At 72.4% G+C, this 20,707-nt stretch carries 21 protein-coding genes and 1 pseudogene; 8 read left to right on the forward strand and 14 right to left on the reverse strand.

All coding sequences use genetic code 11. The annotated features are described in order from the left end of the window. The first annotated feature begins 204 nt into the window (after positions 1 to 204). Entirely contained in the window at positions 205 to 474 is a 270-nt protein-coding gene (locus XF36_RS12835; RefSeq protein ID WP_060712163.1) for a hypothetical protein, read from the forward strand. Between the two features lie 69 nt (positions 475 to 543). On the opposite strand, the pseudogene XF36_RS12840 reads toward XF36_RS12835, so the two are convergent. The 4 genes and pseudogenes from XF36_RS12840 to XF36_RS12855 all read right to left on the reverse strand — a co-directional run bounded on the left by XF36_RS12840 (position 544) and on the right by XF36_RS12855 (position 4,545). Continuing rightward, positions 544 to 2,895, reverse strand: a pseudogene (locus tag XF36_RS12840) (ATP-binding cassette domain-containing protein). A gap of 23 nt (positions 2,896 to 2,918) precedes the next feature. Beyond that, on the reverse strand, positions 2,919 to 3,338 hold the full coding sequence (locus tag XF36_RS12845) for a VOC family protein (RefSeq protein WP_043280718.1): 420 nt from the start codon (positions 3,336 to 3,338) through the stop codon (positions 2,919 to 2,921). 5 nt (positions 3,339 to 3,343) lie between these two features. Next, positions 3,344 to 3,745 carry a helix-turn-helix transcriptional regulator gene (locus tag XF36_RS12850; RefSeq protein WP_082375828.1) on the reverse strand — a complete coding sequence of 134 codons (402 nt, stop codon included), beginning with the start codon at positions 3,743 to 3,745 and terminating at the stop codon, positions 3,344 to 3,346. 38 nt (positions 3,746 to 3,783) lie between these two features. Next, a complete protein-coding gene (locus tag XF36_RS12855) occupies positions 3,784 to 4,545 on the reverse strand; it encodes an alpha/beta fold hydrolase (protein WP_060712165.1) in 762 nt (253 codons plus the stop codon). Between the two features lie 73 nt (positions 4,546 to 4,618). Here XF36_RS12855 and XF36_RS12860 point away from each other — a divergent pair, with 73 nt between their 5' ends. Together XF36_RS12860 and XF36_RS12865 are read left to right on the forward strand one after the other, a co-directional pair. After that, the gene (locus tag XF36_RS12860) at positions 4,619 to 5,563 is read left to right on the forward strand and encodes an NAD(P)/FAD-dependent oxidoreductase (RefSeq protein ID WP_060712166.1); all 945 of its coding nucleotides are present in this window, start codon (positions 4,619 to 4,621) and stop codon (positions 5,561 to 5,563) included. Positions 5,564 to 5,572: 9 nt separating this feature from the next. Then, a complete protein-coding gene (locus tag XF36_RS12865; RefSeq protein ID WP_060712167.1) occupies positions 5,573 to 5,809 on the forward strand; it encodes a hypothetical protein in 237 nt (78 codons plus the stop codon). Between the two features lie 480 nt (positions 5,810 to 6,289). Here XF36_RS12865 and XF36_RS12870 read toward each other — a convergent pair whose 3' ends face one another. The 6 genes from XF36_RS12870 to XF36_RS12895 all read right to left on the reverse strand — a co-directional run bounded on the left by XF36_RS12870 (position 6,290) and on the right by XF36_RS12895 (position 13,986). Then, complete coding sequence (locus tag XF36_RS12870; RefSeq protein ID WP_060712168.1) at positions 6,290 to 7,294, reverse strand: ABC transporter ATP-binding protein; 1,005 nt, start codon at positions 7,292 to 7,294, stop codon at positions 6,290 to 6,292. Continuing rightward, positions 7,291 to 8,316, reverse strand: a complete 1,026-nt coding sequence (locus XF36_RS12875; protein ID WP_060712169.1) for an ABC transporter ATP-binding protein — start codon at positions 8,314 to 8,316, stop codon at positions 7,291 to 7,293. Before XF36_RS12875 ends, XF36_RS12870 begins: the two co-directional genes overlap by 4 nt. Then, the gene (locus XF36_RS12880; protein WP_060712170.1) at positions 8,313 to 9,251 is read right to left on the reverse strand and encodes an ABC transporter permease; all 939 of its coding nucleotides are present in this window, start codon (positions 9,249 to 9,251) and stop codon (positions 8,313 to 8,315) included. Before XF36_RS12880 ends, XF36_RS12875 begins: the two co-directional genes overlap by 4 nt. Then, entirely contained in the window at positions 9,244 to 10,170 is a 927-nt protein-coding gene (locus XF36_RS12885; RefSeq protein WP_060712171.1) for an ABC transporter permease, read from the reverse strand. The genes XF36_RS12880 and XF36_RS12885 overlap by 8 nt, the downstream gene beginning before the upstream one ends. A 100-nt stretch (positions 10,171 to 10,270) precedes the next feature. Continuing rightward, positions 10,271 to 11,881, reverse strand: coding sequence for a peptide ABC transporter substrate-binding protein (locus tag XF36_RS12890; RefSeq protein ID WP_060712172.1), 1,611 nt, complete (start codon positions 11,879 to 11,881; stop codon positions 10,271 to 10,273). Positions 11,882 to 12,675: 794 nt separating this feature from the next. Next, entirely contained in the window at positions 12,676 to 13,986 is a 1,311-nt protein-coding gene (locus XF36_RS12895; protein WP_238589249.1) for a dienelactone hydrolase family protein, read from the reverse strand. A 423-nt stretch (positions 13,987 to 14,409) separates the two neighbouring features. On the opposite strand from XF36_RS12895, the gene XF36_RS12900 reads away from it, so the two are divergent. Continuing rightward, positions 14,410 to 15,333, forward strand: coding sequence for an alpha/beta fold hydrolase (locus tag XF36_RS12900; protein WP_060712174.1), 924 nt, complete (start codon positions 14,410 to 14,412; stop codon positions 15,331 to 15,333). Positions 15,334 to 15,491: 158 nt separating this feature from the next. On the opposite strand, the gene XF36_RS32405 is transcribed toward XF36_RS12900, so the two are convergent. After that, a complete protein-coding gene (locus XF36_RS32405) occupies positions 15,492 to 15,692 on the reverse strand; it encodes a GyrI-like domain-containing protein (RefSeq protein ID WP_060712175.1) in 201 nt (66 codons plus the stop codon). Positions 15,693 to 16,327: 635 nt separating this feature from the next. Here XF36_RS32405 and XF36_RS35555 point away from each other — a divergent pair. From XF36_RS35555 to XF36_RS34055, 4 genes are all read left to right on the forward strand, one after another. Beyond that, entirely contained in the window at positions 16,328 to 16,585 is a 258-nt protein-coding gene (locus XF36_RS35555; protein ID WP_414706242.1) for a hypothetical protein, read from the forward strand. Continuing rightward, the gene (locus XF36_RS35560; RefSeq protein ID WP_060712177.1) at positions 16,552 to 16,770 is read left to right on the forward strand and encodes a zinc-binding dehydrogenase; all 219 of its coding nucleotides are present in this window, start codon (positions 16,552 to 16,554) and stop codon (positions 16,768 to 16,770) included. The genes XF36_RS35555 and XF36_RS35560 overlap by 34 nt, the downstream gene beginning before the upstream one ends. A gap of 350 nt (positions 16,771 to 17,120) precedes the next feature. Continuing rightward, positions 17,121 to 17,630 (forward strand): AraC family ligand binding domain-containing protein, encoded by a 510-nt coding sequence (locus XF36_RS34050; RefSeq protein WP_168169507.1) that lies wholly within the window; start codon positions 17,121 to 17,123, stop codon positions 17,628 to 17,630. Between the two features lie 5 nt (positions 17,631 to 17,635). Beyond that, positions 17,636 to 17,827, forward strand: coding sequence for a helix-turn-helix domain-containing protein (locus XF36_RS34055; RefSeq protein WP_238589326.1), 192 nt, complete (start codon positions 17,636 to 17,638; stop codon positions 17,825 to 17,827). Between the two features lie 20 nt (positions 17,828 to 17,847). Here the strand turns inward: XF36_RS34055 and XF36_RS12930 are convergent, their stop codons facing one another. The 3 genes from XF36_RS12930 to XF36_RS12940 are packed head-to-tail and all read right to left on the reverse strand — an operon-like array spanning position 17,848 to position 20,631. Continuing rightward, positions 17,848 to 18,393, reverse strand: a complete 546-nt coding sequence (locus tag XF36_RS12930; RefSeq protein ID WP_060712180.1) for a nitroreductase family protein — start codon at positions 18,391 to 18,393, stop codon at positions 17,848 to 17,850. Continuing rightward, positions 18,386 to 19,756 carry an MFS transporter gene (locus XF36_RS12935; RefSeq protein ID WP_060712181.1) on the reverse strand — a complete coding sequence of 457 codons (1,371 nt, stop codon included), beginning with the start codon at positions 19,754 to 19,756 and terminating at the stop codon, positions 18,386 to 18,388. The genes XF36_RS12930 and XF36_RS12935 overlap by 8 nt, the downstream gene beginning before the upstream one ends. Next, on the reverse strand, positions 19,753 to 20,631 hold the full coding sequence (locus XF36_RS12940; RefSeq protein ID WP_238589251.1) for an alpha/beta hydrolase: 879 nt from the start codon (positions 20,629 to 20,631) through the stop codon (positions 19,753 to 19,755). The genes XF36_RS12935 and XF36_RS12940 overlap by 4 nt, the downstream gene beginning before the upstream one ends. Positions 20,632 to 20,707 lie beyond the last annotated feature (76 nt).

Raw genomic sequence — 20,707 nt, forward strand, 5'->3', positions numbered from 1 at the left:
GCGGACCGGCGCCGTCCAGCAGGTTTCCGCTCGAACGGGACGGCCACCGGTCCACTCCTGTCTCCCGCCCCCCCCCGGGATCGGCGCTCAGCCTGCCGAGCTGCGCGCCGGCGGCGCACCCGCCGAAGGTCGTGCCCACCGCGACCGAAGTCGCCGGGCCGCGTCACCCGGAACGGGGTCACCCGGAATGAGTACGATTCGGACATGCCGGAACCGCACAGCCACCGCGAGAGCGGGCAGCACGTCATCGAGCACGCGCTCGACCTCCTCGAGGCGGGTGACAAGGCGCAGGACTACCCCCAGGCGACCGACGGCCACACCGCCGCCACCGCCTACGCGGTGAGCGCGCTCTACCAGGAGATGCGCCACGGCGACGACCAGCTCGCGGTGCTCATCTCCGCGGTGCAGGAGCAGACCGCGGTGCTGCGCGAGATCCGGGACTCGTTGCGGGACGGGAGCCGCACCGGAGAGTGACCGGAGAGCGACGGCCCCGCCCGCGATCCGGTCCGGCCGGGCGCCGCGACCTCGTGCCGCGGGGCGTCCTCAGGCGCCGACGTAGGCCGCCAGGTGCTCCCCCGTCAGCGTCGACCGGTCCGCGACCAGCTCGGCCGGGGTCCCCTCGAACACTACGGTGCCGCCGTCGTGCCCGGCGCCGGGGCCCAGGTCGATGATCCGGTCGGCGTGTGCCATCACGGCCTGGTGGTGCTCGATGACGATCACCGAGCGGCCGCCGTCGACGATCCGGTCGAGCAGCGCGAGCAGCTGCTCGACGTCGGCCAGGTGCAGCCCGGTCGTCGGCTCGTCGAGCACGAAGGTCCCCCCGGACTCCCCCAGGTGCACCGCCAGCTTGAGTCTCTGGCGCTCCCCGCCGGACAGCGTCGTCAGCGGCTGGCCCAGGGTGAGTTAGCCGAGCCCGACGTCGGCGAGGCGCTCCAGGATCCTGTGCGCGGCCGGCATGCGGGCCTCGCCGGTCCCGAAGAACTTCTCCGCCTCGGCGACCGGCATGGCGAGGACCTCGCTGATGTCGCGCCCGCCGAACGTGTAGCCGAGCACCGAGGCGTCGAAGCGGCGGCCGTCGCAGACGTCGCAGGTGGTGGCGACCCCGGCCATCATCGCGAGGTCGGTGTAGACGACGCCGGCGCCGTTGCAGTTCGGGCAGGCGCCCTCGGAGTTGGCGCTGAACAGCGCGGGCTTGACGCCGTTGGCCTTCGCGAACGCCTTGCGGATCGGCTCCAGCAGCCCGGTGTAGGTGGCCGGGTTGCTGCGCCGCGATCCCTTGATCGCGCCTTGGTCGACGACGACCACCCCGTCGCGCCCGGCGACCGACCCGTGGATCAGCGAGCTCTTGCCCGACCCGGCCACCCCGGTGACGACGGTGAGCACTCCCAGCGGCACGTCGACGTCGACGTCCCGCAGGTTGTGCCGGTTCGCCCGGCGGATCTCCAGGTAGCCCGACGGGGTCCGGACGGTCGGCTTGAGCGTCGCCCGGTACTCCAGGTGGCGCCCGGTGAGCGTGCCGGAGCGGCGGAGCCCGTCGAGGTCGCCGGTGTAGACGACGTGGCCGCCGTCGGAGCCGGCCCGCGGCCCGAGATCGACGACGTGGTCGGCGATCGCGATCGTCTCCGGCTTGTGCTCGACGACGAGCACGGTGTTGCCCTTGTCGCGCAGCCGCAGCAGCAGGTCGTTCATCCGGGCGATGTCGTGCGGGTGCAGCCCGATGGTGGGCTCGTCGAAGACGTAGGTGACGTCGGTCAGCGACGACCCGAGATGCTTGATCATCTTGGTGCGCTGGGCCTCGCCGCCGGACAACGACCCGGACGGCCGGTCCAGCGACAGGTAGCCGAGCCCGATCTCGACGAACGAGTCCAGGGTCGCGCGCAGCGAGGACAGCAGCGGGGCCAGCGAGGGCTCGTCGAGGCCACCGACCCAGTCGGCGAGGTCGGAGATCTGCATGGCGCAGGCATCCGCGATGGAGATCCCCCGGATCTTCGACGACCGGGCGGGCTCGGAGAGCCGGGTGCCGTCGCAGTCCGGGCAGGTGCGGAACACGATGGCCCGGTCGACGAACGCCCTGATGTGCGGCTGCATCGCCTCGCGTTCCTTGGCCAGGAACGACTTCTGGATCCGCGGGATCAGCCCCTCGAAGGTGACGTTGACGCCGTCGACCTTGATCCGGGTGGCCTCCTTGTAGAGCAGGGCGTCGCGCTGGGGCTTGGTGAAGCTGCTGATCGGCTTGTCGCCGGGGAAGAAGCCGGAGTTGGCGAAGATCCGGCCGTACCAGCCGTCGACGGAGTAGTTCGGGATCGTCAGGGCGCCCTCGACGATCGACTTCGACTCGTCGAACAGGGCGGTGAGGTCGAAGTCGGACACCGAGCCGCGGCCCTCGCAGCGCGGGCAGGCGCCGCCGACGATCTCGAACTCGCGGCGCTGTTTGACCTGCTGGCCGTTCTTCCGGACGGTCACCGCACCCGAGCCGCTGATCGTCGAGACGTTGAAGGAGAACGCCTTGGCCGGGCCGGCGTAGGGCTTGCCGAGGCGGCTGAACAGGATCCGCAGCAGCGCCCCGACGTCGGTGGCGGTGCCGACGGTGGAGCGCACGTCGCCGCCCATCCGCTCCTGGTCGACGATGATCGCGGTGGTGAGGCCGTCGAGGACGTCGACGTCGGGGCGGCCCAGGTTCGGCATGAAGCCCTGGACGAACGCGCTGTAGGTCTCGTTGATCATCCGCTGGGACTCGGCGGCGATGGTCGAGAACACCAGGGAGCTCTTGCCCGAGCCGGACACCCCGGTGAACACCGTGAGCCGGCGCTTGGGCAGCTCGACGGAGATGTCGCGCAGGTTGTTCTCGCGCGCACCGTGCACGCGGATGAGGTCGTGACTGTCGGCTGCGTGCATGGTGGATCCCCCGTCCGGCCCGTTCAGGGCCGCTGCTGGATGCGGACCATCGTGCCCGCGGGGTCGCGGAAGGCACAGTCGCGCACCCCGTACGGCTGGTCGACCGGCTCCTGGACGACCTCGGCCCCGCTCGCCTGGAGCCTGTCGAACGCCGCGTCCAGGTCGTTACTGGCGAGCAGCACGGCGGTGTAGGTGCCCTTGGCCATCATCTCGGTGACGGTGCGGCGTTCCTCGTCGGTGATGCCGGGGTCGGCGGCGGGCGGGGCGAGGACGAGCGAGACGTCGGGCTGCCCGGGTGGGCCGACGGTGAGCCAGCGCATCGTGCCCTGGCCGACGTCGAGGCGGACCTCGAAGCCGAGCGCGTCGCGGTAGAAGGCCAGCGACGCCTCCGGGTCGGTGTGCGGGAGGAAGCCGGCGTGGATCGTGATGGCGGGTGCGGTCATGGCGTTCACGCTAGGGAGGTCGGCGCCACCGTGGCTTCTCGATTCCTGACCGGTCGGCTGACCTGCTTCGCCACGCAGGCCGGGAGCCCCGCGGTCCCGTCGCGCACGGCGTCGCGGTACGCGCTCGGCGGCATACCGACGAGCTCGGTGAACCGGGTGCTGAACGTGCCGAGCGAGGAGCCACCGACCGCGAAGCACACCTCGGTGACGCTGAGGTCGCCGCGGCGCAGCAGGGCCATGGCGCGCTCGATGCGCCGGGTCATCAGGTAGCTGTAGGGCGACTCGCCGTAGGCCGCCCGGAACGCCCGCGACAGGTGCCCCGCAGAGACGTGCTCGGCCCGGGCGAGCTCGGTGACGTCCAGCGGGCGGGCGTACTCCCGGTCGATGCGGTCGCGCACCCGGCGCATCCGGACGAGCTCGCGCAGGCGCCCGTCCCCGCGGTCGCTCACCGCAGGTGCTCCGCCAGCAGCGCCGCGACCTCGTCGGGGCGTTCGAGGTAGACCATGTGACCGGTGTCGACGGGGGCGACGGTGAGGTCGTCGCCGAGCGCGCTGCGGCAGGCGGCCAGCCAGTCGTCGGTGACGAAGTCGGCCCGCAGGGCGGGCACGACCAGTGTCGGGAGGTCGGCCCGCGGGACGGCGGCGGGGCGGGCCATCTCCGACCAGGCGGCGACGACGGCCGCCCGGCTGTAGCGCCAGCGCCAGGCGCCGTCGCGCTGTTCCAGGTGCTCGGCGACCTCGGCCTCGACGAGCGGTGCGGGCACGCCGGTCCAGGACGCGGCCTTGGCGGCGCGGGCGTCGTCACGGGTCGCGAACCCCTCGTCGGCACGGCCGGCCTCGGCGGAGGCCAGCATGTCCTGCGGGTCCAGCCCGTGCGCCGGGTCGAGCAGCGCGAGGCGGGTGACGCGCTCGGGTGCGGTCCGCGCCAGCCGGGCCGCGACCGCTCCACCGAAGGAGTGTCCGACCACGGCGACCCGCTCGACGTGCTCGGCGTCGAGGACCTCGAGAACGTCCTCGACGTGCTGCTCGAGGTTCCACGGCGGGACCCACGGCGAACGGGCGTGCCCGCGCAGGTCGACGGAGATCCATCGCAGGGTGGGCAGGGCGGCGAACAGCGGCGCGAACCGCAGGCCGTGGCCGGTGACACCGTGCACCGCGAGCACCGGCGGGCCTGCCGGGTCACCGGCGTGGTGGACGTGCAGGGGCATGCGTCCATTCTGCACTTTGCCGTTCCGGCAACGAGGTTTGCCGCGCTGTCCGGCCAGTCGTCAGGCTGGGCACATGGACACAGCACAGCGCCACGACGTCGTCGTGATCGGCGGCGGCCCGGCCGGACTCAACGGGGCCATGATGCTCGCCCGCTCCCTGCGGTCGGTGGTCGTCGTCGACTCCGGCCTGCCCCGCAACGCACCGGCCACCGCCGCACACGGCCTGTTCGCCCGCGACGGCGTCGCCCCGGCCGAGCTGCTCGCCACCGGCCGGGAGGAGGTCCGCCGCTACGGCGGGACGGTCGTCGACGGCGAGGTCGTCGGTGCCCGGCGCACCGACGACGGTTTCACGGTGACCCTCGCCGACGACACCACCCTCGACGCCCGGCGGCTTCTCGTCACCACCGGACTGGTCGACGTGCTGCCGGAGATTCCGGGACTCGCGCAGGGGTGGGGCGCCGACGTCGTCCACTGCCCGTACTGCCACGGCTACGAGGTGCGTGGCCGCCCGATCGCCGTTCTCGGGACCGCCCCCGGCTCCGCGCACCACGCGCTGCTGTTCCGGCAGCTCAGCGCGGACGTGGTCTACGTGTCGCACACGGTGGGGCCGGCCACGGAGCAGCGGGAACGCTTCGCCGCGCTCGGCATCGCCGTCGTCGACGGGCCGGTGAGCGAGGTGCTGCGGGAGGACGGCGCGATCACCGGGCTGGTCACGCCGTCCGGTGTACTGGCGCGCGAGGTCGTCGTCGTGGCACCCCGACTGGAGGCCCGCGCCGGCTTCCTCGCCGAGCTGGGCCTGGTCCCGGTCGAGCACCCGAGCGGGGCGGGGCAGCACCTCGTCGCCGACCCGACGGGCCGCAGCACGGTCGAGGGCGTGTGGCTCGCGGGCAATGTCACCGAGTTGAGCGCGCAGGTGGGGGCCGCGGCGGCCGCGGGAGCGTTCGCGGGGGCCGCGATCAACGCCGACCTCGTCGAGGCCGGGGCGCTCGCCGCGCTGCGAGAGCTCGCACGCCCCTAGCCTGGGGACGTGCTGGTCATCTTCGGGCTGTCGGTCAAGGAGCGCCCACTGGGCCTGGTCGCGCTGGGCTGCGGCACCTGCGGTCACCCGGGTCCGCAGCCCGCGGTGCACCGGCGGACCCGGTTCACGCTGTTCTTCGTCCCGGTCCTGCCGCTGCGCAGCCGCTACGAGATGCGCTGCCCCGTGTGCGGGGCGGGGCGGACGCTGTCCCGCGACGATGCCCGCCGGTACGGCGCACGGGTCTGAGCGACGCGCTCGTCCGGCACGGGGTCTCCCCGGCTCCTGCCACCTGACGGATCGGCCGGGCGCCACCGAGGCGACAGCTCGCTGCGGTACCACTCCCGCAGATAGGGAGTTCGCGATCGCGAACGAAACTAGTGATCGAACACAAGTTCGACTGTCGTCGACGGTGTGACCGCGACCCAGGAGCCACCCGACCATGCCACCGGCGTGGGCCCGGGTGGGTCCCCGGCCGGTGAGCTCGATCTGTTCCGGTTCCTCGTCGACCACGCCCACACCGTCGACACCTCTGCGCTGACAGAGACAGACCTGATCGACCAGATCCAGCAGATCGAGACGCTCTGTGCGAGTTCCACAACCACATCCGCGAACAACCCGGACGGCACGTGGCCCGTGCACCCGACGGGACCGTCGTCACGACCACACCCACCGGACACACCTACCGCGGACCGGACCGACCGCGGTGGGCCCGGGGCACGGGCACCCTCAGGTCGGCAGCAGGTACTCCTCACTGGCGTGGTGGCAGGCGCTCGGGTGGTGCCCACCCGGCCGCGTCACCAGCGGCGGTTCCTCGGTGGCGCAGATGTCGGTGGCCTTCCAGCAGCGCGTCCGGAAGCGGCAGCCGCTCGGCGGGTCCACCGGGCTCGGGACGTCACCGGTCAGCCGGATCCGCGTGCGCCCCTCCCGGACCGACGGGTCGGGCACCGGCACCGCGGACAGCAGCGCCTGGGTGTAGGGGTGCGAGGCCCGGGTGTAGATCTCGTCCTCGGTGCCGAGCTCCACCATCTTGCCCAGGTACATCACGCCGACCCGGTCCGACAGGTGCCGCACCACCGACAGGTCGTGGGCGATGAAGATGTAGGACAGCCCGAACTCGCGCTGCAGGGTGCCGAGCAGGTTCATCACCTGCGCCTGGATCGACACGTCGAGCGCGGACACCGGCTCGTCGCACACGATGATCTCCGGGCGCAGGGCGAGCGCACGGGCGATGCCGATGCGCTGCCGCTGCCCGCCGGAGAACTGGTGCGGGTAGCGGTTGATGAAGTCCGGGTTGAGCCCGACGACGTCGAGCAGCTCCTGCACCTTCGCGCGCCGCTCCCCCTTCGGCGCGACCTCCGGGTGGATCTCGAACGGCTCCCCGACGATGTCGGCGACCGTCATCCGCGGGTTCAGCGACGTGTACGGGTCCTGCAGCACGATCTGCATCTGCCGGCGCAGCGCCCGCAGCTCCGCGCCCCGGCGGGCGAAGATGTCCTCGCCGTGGAACCGGACCGAGCCCGACGTCGGCGGCTCCAGGCGCATCAGCACCTGCGCGAGCGTCGACTTGCCGCAGCCGGACTCGCCGACGATGCCCAGCGTCTCGCCCTTGTTCAGCGAGAACGAGACGCCGTCGACGGCGCGCACGTGGCCGACGGTGCGTTTGACGACCGCACCGATCTTCACCGGGAAGTGCTTGACGAGGTCGGTGACCTCCAGAACGGGCTCGCTCATACGAGGTCCTCCGCGAACAGGCACGCCGACGCCCGCCCACCGGGGAGCGGGATCAGCGGCGGGTCGGTCTCCCGGCAGCGGTCCACGGCGCGCGGGCAGCGCGGGTGGAACGGGCAGCCGTCGGGGATGGCGGTGAGCGTCGGCGGGAGCCCGGTGATCGCCCGCAGCTCGGTGCCCCTGCTGTCCAGGCGCGGGATCGAGGCGAGCAGCGCCTCGGTGTAGGGGTGGCGCGGATCGGCGAAGAGCTGGTGGACGTCGCCCTGCTCGACGATCCGGCCCGCGTACATCACCGCGATCCGGTCGGCGACCTCCGCCACGACACCGAGGTCGTGGGTGATGAGGACCAGCCCCATCTCCCGCTCCCGCTGGATGTCGGCCAGCAGGTCCATGATCTGGGCCTGCACGGTGACGTCGAGGGCGGTCGTCGGCTCGTCGGCGATGAGCACATCCGGGTCCAGCGCCAGCGACATCGCGATCATGACGCGCTGGCGCATGCCGCCGGAGAACTCGTGCGGGAAGTTCGTGACCCGCTGCTTCGCTCCGGGGATCCCGACCAGGTCGAGCAGCTCGACGGCGCGGGTGCGCGCGTCGCGCCTGCTCATGCCCCGCCGGGTGCGGAGCTGCTCACCGATCTGGAACCCGACGGTGAAGACCGGGTTCAGCGCGGACAGCGCGTCCTGGAAGATCATCGCGACGTTCTCGCCGCGCAGCTCCCGGCGCCGTTCCTCGGTCGCGGTGAGCAGATCCTCACCGCGGTAGCGGACGGCGCCACCGGCGATCCGGGCGGGCGGCATCGGGAGGATGCCCATCACCGTGTTCGCGGTGACCGACTTCCCGGAGCCGGACTCGCCCAGCACGGCGAGGGTCTCCCCCGCGCGCACGTGGTAGCTCACGCCGTTCAGCACCCGGGCGAGGCCGTCGCGGGTGTGGAACTCGACGTGCAGGTCCTCCACCTCGAGCAGCGGCGCACCGGCCTGCCCGGGCCCGGCCGGGGCAGGACTCGTCTGGCTGTCGGGGCTCATGACCGGCCCTTCGGGTCGAACGCGTCGCGCACGGCGTCGCCGAGCAGCACGAAGGCCAGCACGGTGACGACGAGGAACGCGCCGGGGAACAGCAGCAGGTGCGGCGAGGTCCGCAGGTAGCTCTGCGCCTCGCTGATCATCACGCCCCAGGACACGACGGGGTCGCGCAGGCCGACGCCGAGGAACGACAGGGTCGCCTCCGCGCCGATGAACGCGCCGAGCGCGATCGTCGCGTACACCATCACCGGCGCGACGGTGTTGGGCAGCATGTGGCGCCAGATGATCCGCCACGGGCTCGCGCCGAGCGCCCGGGCGGCCTTGACGTAGTCCTGGTTGCGGGCGGCGATCGCGGCGGACCGCATGATCCGCATGACGATCGGCCAGGACAGCAGCCCGATCGTGCCGATCACCAGGCCGCTGATGCCGATCACACTCTGCCCCACCGACGCGCGGAAGGTGGAGAGCACGACGATGGCGCCGAGGACGAACGGCACGCCGAAGAACACGTCGGCGACGCGGGCGAGCAGCGAGTCGACCCAGCCGCCGGCGAAACCGGCGATGAGGCCCATGACGGCGCCGACGAGCACGACCGCCGCCGTCGCCAGCACCCCGACCACGATCGAGACGCGGGTGCCGTAGACGGTCCGGGCGAAGACGTCGCGGCCGAGGTGGTCGTAGCCGAACCATGCCTGGGCAGACGGGTCCTGCCTCGCTCGCGACAGGTCGCCCAGGGTCGGGTCGACCGAGGTGAACAGCTGCGGGAACGCGGCCATCACCAGCAGGAACGTGATGAGGCCCGCCGCGACGAGGAACAGGGGGCGGCGACGCAGGTCGTGCCAGGCGTCCCCGCTGAGGCTGCGGGTGCGGGCCGACACCTCGGCGGCGCCGCCGGTGGCGACGGGCTTGTCCGCGGTGGCGGTGGTGGGGTCAGTCAAGACGGATCCTCGGGTCGAGCAGCGCGTAGGTGACGTCCACGACCAGGTTCGCGAGCAGGTAGACGATCACCAGCAGGACGACGACGCCGGTGACGACCACGCCGTCGAGCCGCTGGATGGACCCGAAGATCAGCCCGCCGATCCCCCGGATGTTGAAGATGCCCTCGGTGACGATGGCTCCGCCCATGAGCGTGCCGAAGTCCGCACCGAGGAAGGTGATCACCGGGATCGCCGAGTTGCGGGTCAGGTGGACGCCGACGACGCGGCGCCGGGTCAGGCCCTTCGCCGTCGCCGTGCGGACGTAGTCGGCCCGCAGGTTCTCCGCGATCGACGTGCGGGTCAGGCGGGCGACGTAGGCGAGCGACAGGCTGCCGAGCACGTAGCCGGGCACGATCAGGTCCAGGAGACCCGGGTCCGCCGGGACCGTCGGCGGGATCAGGCCCAGCCGCAGGCCGAGGACCGACTGCAGCACGTAGCCGGTCACGAACACCGGCACGGCGACCAGGAACAGCGTCGCGGTGAGCACGACGTTGTCGAGGAAACCGCCGGGCCGCAGCCCGGTGAGCACGCCCGCGGCCAGGCCGATGACCGCCTGGATGACCAGCGCGACGACCGCGAGCTTGATCGTGACCGGGTAGGCGTTCGCGATCAGCGTCGCGACCTCCTGGCCGCGGAAGTTCTCGCCGAAGTCGCCCTGCAGCAGGTTGCCGAGGTACGTGGCGTACTGGACGAAGATCGACTGGTCGAGCCCGTACTCCTCGCGCATGCGCTCGATGAACGCGGGCGGGCATGCCTGGTCACCGCACTTGCCGGCGAGCGGGTCGCCGGGCAGCGCCCAGACCATGAAGTAGATGAGGAACGTGGTGCCGAGGAAGACCGGCACGAGCTGCAGGAGTCGTCGCAGGACATAGCGCCCCACGGGTCACCTCCGGGTTCGGGGTGCCCGGCGGTTCGCGCCGGGCACCTGTACCGGCGGCCGGGTGGTCACCCGGCCGCCGGTGTGTGGTGGTGGGACGGGGTCACTCCTGGACGGTCACGGACTCCAGGTCGAGCTCACGGCCGTAGGTCAGCTCGACGTTCTGAAGGCGCGGCGACCAGCCGAACTGCGCGGACTGGTCGTTGATCACGACGGACGGCATGTCCTGGATCAGGACGCGCTCGGCCTCGGCCCACAGCGCGTTGGCCTCCTCGGCGGTGGCGGCGGTCGAACCCTGGTCGACCAGGTCGTCGAAACGCGGGTTGGTGTAGCCGCTGTTGTTGTTCGCCGCGCCCGTCGTGTACTGCGGACGCAGGACGTAGTCCATGGTCGGGGTCGAGACGACCCAGCCGGTGCGGTAGATGCCGGTCAGGGTCTCGGCACGGCGCTGGTCGAGGAACTCCGAGAAGGTCGGGACCGGCACGAAGTTGCACGGCACGCCCAGGGTGTTGCTGATGCTGACGCAGGCGGCCTGCATCCACTCGCGGTTGATCGCCGAGTCGACGTTGGAGATCAGCTCGATCGGGCCGGTGAAGCCGGACGCGTCGAACTGCTGCTTGGCCCGCTCCGGGGAGAAGGTGCACAGCTCGCCGCACTGGTCGTCGACCTTGCCGGGGACGCCCTCGGGGACGAAGCCGGTGGCCGGCTGCACGAGTCCGTTGTAGACGTTGTTGATGATCGCCTCGCGGTCGACGGCCATCGAGATCGCCTGCCGCAGCTGCGGGTCGGCGTAGCGCTGGTCGTAGATCGGGAAGGTCATCGTGTTGATGCCGGCGTAGGGCTGGTTGCCGTTCCGGTCCGCGAGGTCCTGCTGGTACAGGTTGTCGATCAGGAACGAGCCGGGGATGGACTCGAGGAAGTCGAGGTTGCCGCTGACGACGTCCTGGTAGGCGGCCTCGCTGTCGGCGTAGAAGCGGAACTCGACACCACCGACCGACACCGGCTGCTCGCCACCCCACTCCTCGAAGCGGGTCACGGTGACGTTCTGGTCGGGCACCCGGGCCTCGTAGCGGAACGGACCGTTGCCGATCGGGTTCGCCTCGAACGCGGCCGGGTCGGCGAAGAACGACTCGGGCATCGGGTAGAACGCCACGTCGCCCAGGGTGCTCACGAAGATCGGCGACGGCGCGGTCAGCGCGACGGTGAAGGTGCGGTCGTCGACGACCCGCAGGCCGGACATGGCCTGCGCGGTCGGCTCGCCCTCCGCCGGGTTGACCTGGTCGAAACCGGCGATGTTGGAGAAGAAGTCCGAGCTGGACTGGGCGTTGGTCTTCAGCGCGACGAAGTTCCACGCGTCGACGAAGCTCGTCGCCGTGACGGGCGTGCCGTCGTGGAACGTCCAGCCCTCCTCGATGCGGATCGTCCAGTTCTGCGAGTCGGGCGACTCGATCGACTCGGCGACCGCGTTCTCGGGCTCGCCCTGCTGGTTGTAGTCGACCAGCCCGGACCACAGCGCATCGAGGATCTTGCTGCCGCCGACCTCGCGGGTGTTGCCCGGAAGCAGCGCGTTCTCGGGCTCGGTGCCGTAGACCGAGATCGTGGGGGCGCCCTGGGCGTCGCCCGTGGTGCCACCTCCCCCGCCACCACAGGCGCTGAGCACCAGCGCGGAGGAGAGGGAGAGCGCGAGCAGCGCCGCGACTCGAGTTGATCGCATCAGAGTCCTGTCTGTCCGGGACGGCCGCGCTTCGGCGGGTGGGAGGGCGGCCGGTGTGGTTCGGTGATGGCTCGCACGGTAACCACAGCATCGCGGTTCTCCGGTTACGAATCCATTGCGTCCACTGTCCTTGCGGGAAGCAACGCGGAATTGCGTGCGACCGTCGGTGACCGGATCGCGACATCGCGTCCGCCCGCATCCTCACGCAGAACACATCAGCGCAGGTGGGGGCGAATGTTGCACATTGCAACATTGCGTTGCGCATCGCACGGTGTGTACTCGACTGTGACCAGTATCACTGCATGGGAGTCCGCGAGCCCCTGAGCAGCGAGGGCGCCCCACTCGGCAGTGCACGACCCGACGCGGAGTCATCACCCGTCCCGCTCCTCGGGAACGATCCTCCACCCATCGGGACGGCACGGCCGTCGGCACACCGCCGCCGCCGCACGGTTCCTTCGCATTCTCCGGAATTCACCGAGCACGCCCGGAGAAACCGCTCCAAAATTCGGAGAGCAGTTTCCGCCGCCGCCGCGCGCCGTCTTTCCGAACGCCCGGGCGCCCCTGCCGGCGTTCGTGGATGAACTGCGTGAACGGTGCGGCCGGTCGTCGCCCGGACCTCCGCGAGCCCACCCCCGGTGGGCTCTTCACCTGCAGTACCGGCGGTTCACCGGCCGGCGGGCGCCGCCGGACCGGGTGTCACCGCGTTTCCCGGAGCGTCAAACGCTCGACGCACGCCTTTCAGGAAGGGACACCGGAACGGTCATTCGAGTACGACCGTACCAAAAGGGCCGTACTCACCCCTGCGCCGGCCGGGCGAACAGATCGCCCTCGAGATAGATGTTCCAGTCGGCCGCCTTGAGGCCGTGCCCGCCGGAGCGGAGGTGGTAGCTCATGGCGGGCCCGCTGAACGCCGTGTCGCTGGCCGGCTTCCAGCCCGTCGTGCCCAGACCGTTGTCGCCGAGGCCGTAGAGGTCGTAGATCCCGGTCGCGGCCTCGTAGGCGAGGAACTCGCCTTCCGGGTCGGCGTTGGAGTCGCCGCTCGCGCTGGCGACGACCAACCGTCGCGGAGCGACGAGCCCCATCAGCTCGTGCTGGTCGACCGGCAGCTCGTCGACCTTGTCGCCGTAGGCCTTGTAGGTCTGCGGGAACCAGTGCGGGAAGGAGCTGTTGACCCGCGACACCGTCTCGGCGCCCACTCCCCCGTCACCGCGGCGGGCGAGCTTCGCGCCGGTCGAGCCGGAGTTGTTGGAGATGACGGCGGCGAAGCGCGGGTCCTGGGCTCCGGCCCAGAGAGCGGCCTTGCCGCTGCGGGAGTGCCCGATGACCGCGATCTTCGTCGGATCGATGTCCGCGTCGGTCTGCAGGTAGTCCATGGCCCGGCTCGCACCCCAGGCCCAGGCGGCGATGGCGCGGCCCGCGTCGTCGGGCAGGTCGCTGCCCGACGGGTAGAACAGGTCGATCATCTTGCTGCGGTAGCTGCCGCTGTCGTCCGGGGCGATCTGGTCGGCGTCGATCTGGGCGAAGGCGTAACCCGCCTTGGCGATCGTCGAGACCGGTGCGTAGTCCGAGGACTGACCCGGGTCGTCGGACACCGAACCCCGGTGGTCGATCATCAGGAAGGTGCCGCGCGGGGTCTGCCCCTTCGGCACGAACAGCCGCAGCGTGAAGGACCCGGTGCCCTCCGGGCCGGTGATGCCGATGGTGACCTTCTTGAGGACGACGTCGCCGTCGTCGCTGGTCCGGACGTCGAAGGTCTGCTTGGTCGGCTTGGGCAGCGGCTGGCCGTAGACGTTCTCGCGGAACGCCGCCAGCAGCTCCGCGCGGCGGGTGCCCTCCCACTGGGCGGCGGTGGTGACCCCGGTGCCGTCGAGCAGGCGCAGCGGGTTGGGGTACTGCGTGCCGTCGATCGTCACCGTCGCGGCGACGGCGAGACCCGCGGCCGGAGCCGTCGCGTAGGAGACGGGCGCGACCGGGGCGGCCGTGCCACCCGCCGCGCCCACGAGCCCGGTCGCGGCGACCGCGCCGACGACGACCAGCGACGTCACGGTCCGCGCGACGGGGTGCGGGACACGGCGCCGGCTGCGCGGGCTGATCGATGTGGACACGGCTCGGACGCTACCGACGCCGGGACCCTCTGCAACCAGAGTCGCGACTATCACGTCGATCGGGCGACGATCTGGCGCACCGATCGGATGACCTCGGGCCGTGACGGTGTCGCCGCAGGTGACGAAGGAGTAGGAGGCGGCCATCCGGCCGCACGGAGGGGTGCCCGATGGCGTTCGCGGTCGCGAACCCGCTCACCGCGGTCGGTCCCGCGCCGCGGTGCCGTGCGGGTCTCCGCCGACGGGCGGCGACCGCGGCTTCCCGTGGCGCCCGCAGCCGGGGCCGGCGAGATGGACGAGCGGCACGCGCGACCGGTCGACCCCCTGACAGCCCCCCTCGTCGACGCCCCGGGACACCGGCGGACCCCACCGCGGCAGACCCGCCCGGAAGGGATCATGGGAGACGTGGACGTACGGAGGTGCCCAGTGGCGGACCGGTCCCCCCAGGAGCGCGAGATCCTGCTGCACGGACAGCGCCTGAGGTACCGCGAGACCGGCCGTGGCGAGGGCCCGACGGTCCTGCTCGTGCACGGCCTGGCCGCCAGCTCGCGCACCTGGGCACCAGTGTTCGACGCTCTCGACGGCGGGCTGCACGTGATCGCCCCGGACCTGCTCGGCCACGGGGCCAGCGAGGCACCGCGCAGCGGTGACTACTCCCTCGGCGGCTACGCGACCGGGCTGCGGGACCTGCTGGCCGCGCTCGACGTCGACGGGGCGACGATCGTCGGCCACTCGTTCGGCGGCGGTGTCGCGATGCAGTTCGCCCACCAGTTCCCCGAGTTCACCGAGCGCGTCGTGCTCGTCTCCAGCGGTGGCCTCGGCCACGACCTGACCCTCGCGCTGCGCGCGGCGAGCCTGCCGGGCACCGAGCTGGTGCTGCGGTCGGCGGCCTCGCTGACCCCGCAGTGGATGCGGCGCGCGGCGCACCGCCTCGCCCACCGCGTCGGGCGCGTCCCGCGTTCGGACATCGACGGCGTGCACACCGCGCTGGAGGCGTTCACCGACCGCGGCACCCGCGGCGCGTTCGTACAGACCGCGCGGGGTGCGCTGGAACCGTCGGGCCAACGGCTCGACGGCGCGCAGCGGCTGCACCTGCTCCTGGAGGTCCCGGTGCTGCTCGTCGGCGGGAACCGCGACAGGGTCATCCCGCTCGCCCACACCCTCGCCGCGCACGACCGGCTGCCCGACAGCCGGCTGGAGGTGTTCGGCGACGCGGGCCACTTCCCGCACGCCGAGCAGCCCGAACGGTTCGTGGCGCTGGTGCGGGACTTCGTCCACGGGACGAGGCCGGCCGAGGGCGACCGCGACGCGCTGCGCCGCCGGATCCTGGGGCTCCCCCGGGTCGGCTGACCCGCGGTGCGGCTCCCCGTCCGCCGCGGCTGCCCCGGGACGACCCGCTGCCCGGTCGGCACCGTCGCCGCCGGGGCCTCGGCATCCGGGCCCTTCGTGACGAGCGGAGCGAGGTGGGCCGCGTTCGTCCACCCTGGAGGTCCGCGGGCGGTAGACTCTCACGGACCGGTGGCGGTCGTGGGCCGGACGGCGAGCCACAGCTCGATGTCGGCGCGCTCGCCGTCCTCGTCGTGGTAGGTCGCGCGCACGAGCGACGGCGCGGGCACCAGCTCGTACGGGTTGGCAGGCAGCCACTCACCTCCGACCGCCCGCCACAGGGACTCCAGGGACCGCGGGAACACGCCGGAGCCGCTGAACACCGCCCAGGAGTGCGGCCGCCGTCGAGGACGTCGTATCCGGCGGTCGGAGGCCGGTCGGTCGCTGCTCCGATGTAGTACTCGCACCCACGCCACCTCGTCCTCGAAGGAGTCCTACGACGCGGGCAGGGAGGGGGTGCTCTGGGAATGGCTGGAGAACGTGGCCCGGGGTGGCGGCGACGGGGCGAGCGGGGTCGGCCCGATGTGACCGACGTCAGGTCGCCCTGTCCGGCCTCCCGATCGATCTCGGTGGCGGGTGGCGACGCCGGTCCGACGGCCGCCGAGGTTCCCCTTCGGGCACCCGGCCGCAGCCGGCGGATCCGCACCGTCACCGTGGTGGACGACCACCGCCGTCCCGGTCAGGGCCCACGAGCAGGACCAGCGCGCTCACCCGCTGCGGGATGTCCGATCGTCGTCGACAGCCGGATGTCGGCTCGGCTGATATCGTTCTGCATAGGAACGAAATGTGCGAGGGGCTGTGCGGTCCGTCGTGGTGGAGTCTTTCGGTGATCCCGGGCAGGTGGCGGTCCAGGACCGACCCGAACCCGTCGCGGGCCCGGGGCAGGTCGTGATCCGATGGGTGCATCGGGGTGCACGCCACCCAGATCGCCGCGTCCCACGGAGCACACGTCGTCGCAGTGACCTCGTCGACGTCGCGGGCGCAGCGCCTGCTGACTCTCGGCGCCACGGAGGTCGTGCGGCGGGACGAGGCGACCGTGCGGCCCGCCGACCTCGACCTGGTCGTCGACACCGTCGGCGGCCCTGACCTCGGCGCGCACCTCCGGCTGCTCGGTCCGTACGGCCGCTACCTCCTCTGCGGGGCCGCAGGGGGATTCCGTCCGGCTCCGACCTCCAGGCGATCATGGAGATCTACCACCGCTCCCCCACCCGGCTGACGGTCAGTCTCAACACGGCCGGCGCGCCCGAGCTGCGGACCTCCTGGGAACGGGTTTCGGCTCTCGCCCGCCGCGGAGACCTGCGCGGCCCCGTCGGGGCCCGCTACCCCCTCACGGCGGCACCGGAGGCTCTCCGTTCCCTCACGGAGGGCTCGGTGTTCGGCAAGGTGGTGCTCACCCCCTGATGGCGCGACGGCGTGACCTCCGAATCGACACCCCGTCCCGGGCGCGGGCACGTCGTCCAGCGGCACCGACAGCAGCGTGTCGGACTCGGCGCGGACGACACCGGGCCACCCGCCGGCGAGCACGGTGCCGGCCCGGGTGCCGACGGCGACGACCGGGGCGGCGGCGAAGATCTCGCGGCAGCCCTCGTCGAGCACCGCTGTCGACTTGAGCACCACCGGTCTCGGCGGGGTGCCGATGAGGGCGTCGATCTCGTCGGTCGTCCTGAGGGTCTGCATGTCGTCGACGCTAGGATGGCGCTCGTGCGGTAGGTAGCCGATCATGGCCGTGAGACGGCCAACCGGAGGTGCGCGTGTCCGGGACCGTGCTCGCGACCGCACGGACTCGGTTCGACGACGGGTTCTCCTTCGACCTGCACACGCACGACTTCCATCTGCTCAGCTGGTCGGTGTCCGCGACGGTCACCCACCACACGTCCGAACGCGACTGGCTCGTGCCCCCCACGCACGCGTTGTGGATGCCCGCCGGGGTGCCGCACGCGATCGAGGTGGTCCGCGGCGGACTCGGCTACGGCGTGATCCTCACCGGGACCACACCGTGGACCGAACCGACCGGAGTGCTGGTCACCCCCTTGGTCCGGGAGCTCATCGTGCACCTGGGCACCCCCGGAACCGCCGCGCGGGACCGGGCCGAGCAGCTGCTCGTCACGTTGCTCGAACCCGTCCCGAGCACCACCTTCACCCTGCCCGTCCCGACGACCCACGGCTGCGGACCATCACCGACGCCCTGGTCGCCGACCCCGCGGACGACCGCGACCTGGCCGCCTGGGCCGACCACGTCGCCGCCGGCGTCCGCACGCTGACCCGGCTGTTCCGAGCCGAGACGGGCATGACCTTCGCCCAGTGGCGCACCCACGCCCGCGTCCGTGCGGCGCTGGTCCTGCTCGCACGCGGCACGTCGGTCGGGGCGACGGCCCGGGCGGTCGGCTACCGCAAGCCCGGTGCGTTCGCCGAGGCGTTCCGACGCGTGACCGGCCGGGCCCCGAGCGACCTCGGTTGACACGCAGCGCGGGACCCGCTCTACCACCGGTCCCAGTGCACGACCTCGTCCACCGGGATGCGCGTCGCCGGACGGAACTCCGTGCCGACGGTGTGCGCGACCGGGATCAACGCCGCCTGCATCACCGACTCGTAGGGGATGCCGAGCAGGGCGGCCACGTCGCGCTCGACGGCCATGGTGCCGGTGGTCAGGACCCGGTCCAGGTTCTGGGACAGGTGGCCGAGCCCGTCCCACACCTTCTCCATCGCACCCGGGCGGACGTGGGCGCGGCGCAGCTCCTCGGTCGACATCGGGCTGTCGCCGCGGCCGATGCCCGCCCGCCAGAGGTCGGCGAGCCAGGTGCGCACCGACGGGTCGGTGACGACCACGAAGTGCCAGCCCTGCTCGTGCCGACCGGTGGGCGCCTGGGTGGCGATCTCGATGCAGCGCCGCAGCAGGGCGGGATCGACCGGCCTGTCCAGATCCAGCCGCCGCCGCACCGACCGCGTCGTGGTGAGCAGCTCCTCGGCCGACAGGTCCAGGACCTGGTGGTCGGCCGCCGTCGTACCGGCCGTGTCCTCATCCATGACGGGCCGCGGACTCGGGGGCGGTGCGCGAACGGGTCGCGCGGGCGAGGGCCACGGCGACGGCCGCGGCGAGCAGGAACACCGTGACCTGGTAGGCGCCGGCACGCCCGAACGAGGGCACGGCCCCGGCGGTGTAGGCGGCGCCGCAGAGCGCCACCCCGATCGTCCCGCCCAGCTGCTGTGCCGTGGGCAGCAGCCCGGACACCGTGCCCACCGCTCCGGCCGGCACCTCGGCCAGGACGAGGGTGAAGGCCGAGGCGGTGAACGCCCCGAACGCGATCCCGCCCAGGGCCAGCACGGCCCAGAGCACGGGGCCGGGGTGGTCGACCACGACGACGGTCGCACCGCACACCGCGGCGAGCACGAGCGATGCGCCGGCGAGCATCGACACGTCCCACCGTCGCGCGAGCGGCTCGGCGAGCGCGCTCCCGGCGAGCGTCCCGACGGCGTAGGTCGCGATCGTCCCGGCCGTGCGCAGCGGACCGAACCCGACGGGCCCCTGCAGGTGCAGCGACAGCAGCAGGACGAAGGACGGCACCCCCGCGTTGAACACCAGCACGACCCCGATGCCGAGGCGGGCTGTGGCGGTGCCCAGCGCTGCCGGCTGGACCAGCGGATACGCGGCGCGACGCTGCTGGACGACCAGGGCCGACAGCAGCACCATCGCCGCCGCGAAGGACACCCAGGTCCACATCGGCCACCCCTGTTCCCCGCCGAGCGCCAGGGGGAGCACGACGGCGGACAGACCCGTCACGCTGAGCAGGGCCCCGGCCACGTCGAGCGGGACCCGGTCGGCGGCTCCTCCCCCGGTCCGCGGGAGCACGGGCCACAGGAACAGCGCGGCCACCCCCACCGGGACGGTCACGGCCAGGGCCGCACGCCATCCGGCGCCGAACGGGTCGAGCTCGAGCAGCACCCCACCGAGCACCGGGCCGGCCAACGAGGCGACGGCCATCGTCGCGCCGAACCAGGACAGGGCCCGGGCCCGCCGCCCGGGGTCCACCGACCGCTGGATGATCGACAGAACCTGCGGTGCGACCAACCCGCTGCCGATGCCCTGCACCAGCCGTGCGGCGACGAGGACGTCGGGGGCGGGGGCGAGCGCGCCGGTGGCGGCGGCCGCGGTGAAGATCGCGGTCCCGACGACGAACAGGCGACGGTGCCCCCAGCGGTCGCCCAGGCGCGCGGCGGTGATCAGGGTGCAGGCGAAGGTCAGGGTGTAACCGGCGACGACCAGCTGACCGGCGCCCGCGCCCGCAGCCAGGTCCGCGCGGACGTCGGGCACGACGATCTGCATCACCGTGACGCTCATGAGCTGCACGAACGTGCCCGAGAGCAGGACGGGCAGCGCGAGGCGCCTCATCGCCGGGTGGCGAGGTCGGCGAGCAGCCTGCCGAGCTCGTCGGGACGGGTCAGGAAGGGCGAGTGGCCGCCGGGCAACGAGTGCACCTCGAACCCGCGGCCGGGAGCGGCCCGGTCGGCCTCGGCGATCATCAGGTCCTGGGTCGCCACGGGGAGGGCGCGGTCGTCGGTGAGCCGGACGTAGCTGCGGGGCACGGTGCCCCACCGGCCGGCGGTGACGGCGAACGGGTCGGAGAGGATCGCCGTCGTCTCGTCGGGCTGCAGCAGCGACCGCCAGGCGGGCCGCCCGGCCGGCCAGTCGTGCAGGAACGAGGTGCGGATCGCCTCGACCTCGGCGGGGTCGTCGGACAGGGGGTTGATCCGCATCGCGCCGATCCGGTCCGGGTCACCGATCCGGGGTGCGTGCGTGGCGTGGGCGTTCTCCGGCGCGCCGATGTAGTCGGCGAACCGGGGACGGCCCGCGGGGACGAACGCCGACAGGTACACGACGTGGTCGGCGAGGCCCGGCTCCTGTTCGAGGACGGCGGACGCGGGCCCGCCACCGGCACTGTGGGCGACCAGCACCAGCCGGGCGGTGCGCCGCCGAATGTCCGCGAGCTGCCCCAGCAGGTCCTTCACGACGACGTCGGAGGTGAGGTCGGCCAGCCCGGAACGCTCCGTCGTGAGCCCCGGCTGCCCAGGGAGGAGGTAGCCCGACGGGTACGGGGCGTCGAGGCCGTGCCCGGGCATGTCGAGGGCGTGGCTCGTCAGCCCGTGCCGAGCCAGCGCCGTCCGCACCGGGCCCCAGTGCAGCGAGGAGTGCCAGGCGCCGTGCAGGAGCACGACGGAGGTGCCGGTGGCGGGATGGTTCAGGGAGGTCTTCGGTTCTGCGGACACGCCCCCACCACACCAGCACCGGCCGGCGTCATCCACCTTCATATCTCACGTACAGCAGCGCGATATCTCCGAGCTA

The sequence above is a fragment of the Pseudonocardia sp. HH130629-09 genome (assembly GCF_001294645.1).
GTDB lineage: Bacteria > Actinomycetota > Actinomycetes > Mycobacteriales > Pseudonocardiaceae > Pseudonocardia.

Coding starts and splice junctions, on each gene's coding strand:
- XF36_RS12875 (WP_060712169.1), bottom strand. CDS start 8,316: ATGAGCCCCGACAGCCAGACGAGTCCTGCCCCGGCCGGGCCCGGGCAG.
- XF36_RS12930 (WP_060712180.1), bottom strand. CDS start 18,393: ATGGATGAGGACACGGCCGGTACGACGGCGGCCGACCACCAGGTCCTG.
- XF36_RS12850 (WP_082375828.1), bottom strand. CDS start 3,745: ATGCGCCGGGTGCGCGACCGCATCGACCGGGAGTACGCCCGCCCGCTG.
- XF36_RS35560 (WP_060712177.1), top strand. CDS start 16,552: ATGGAGATCTACCACCGCTCCCCCACCCGGCTGACGGTCAGTCTCAAC.
- XF36_RS12855 (WP_060712165.1), bottom strand. CDS start 4,545: ATGCCCCTGCACGTCCACCACGCCGGTGACCCGGCAGGCCCGCCGGTG.
- XF36_RS12860 (WP_060712166.1), top strand. CDS start 4,619: ATGGACACAGCACAGCGCCACGACGTCGTCGTGATCGGCGGCGGCCCG.
- XF36_RS12890 (WP_060712172.1), bottom strand. CDS start 11,881: ATGCGATCAACTCGAGTCGCGGCGCTGCTCGCGCTCTCCCTCTCCTCC.
- XF36_RS12935 (WP_060712181.1), bottom strand. CDS start 19,756: ATGAGGCGCCTCGCGCTGCCCGTCCTGCTCTCGGGCACGTTCGTGCAG.
- XF36_RS12845 (WP_043280718.1), bottom strand. CDS start 3,338: ATGACCGCACCCGCCATCACGATCCACGCCGGCTTCCTCCCGCACACC.
- XF36_RS12835 (WP_060712163.1), top strand. CDS start 205: ATGCCGGAACCGCACAGCCACCGCGAGAGCGGGCAGCACGTCATCGAG.
- XF36_RS12870 (WP_060712168.1), bottom strand. CDS start 7,294: ATGAGCGAGCCCGTTCTGGAGGTCACCGACCTCGTCAAGCACTTCCCG.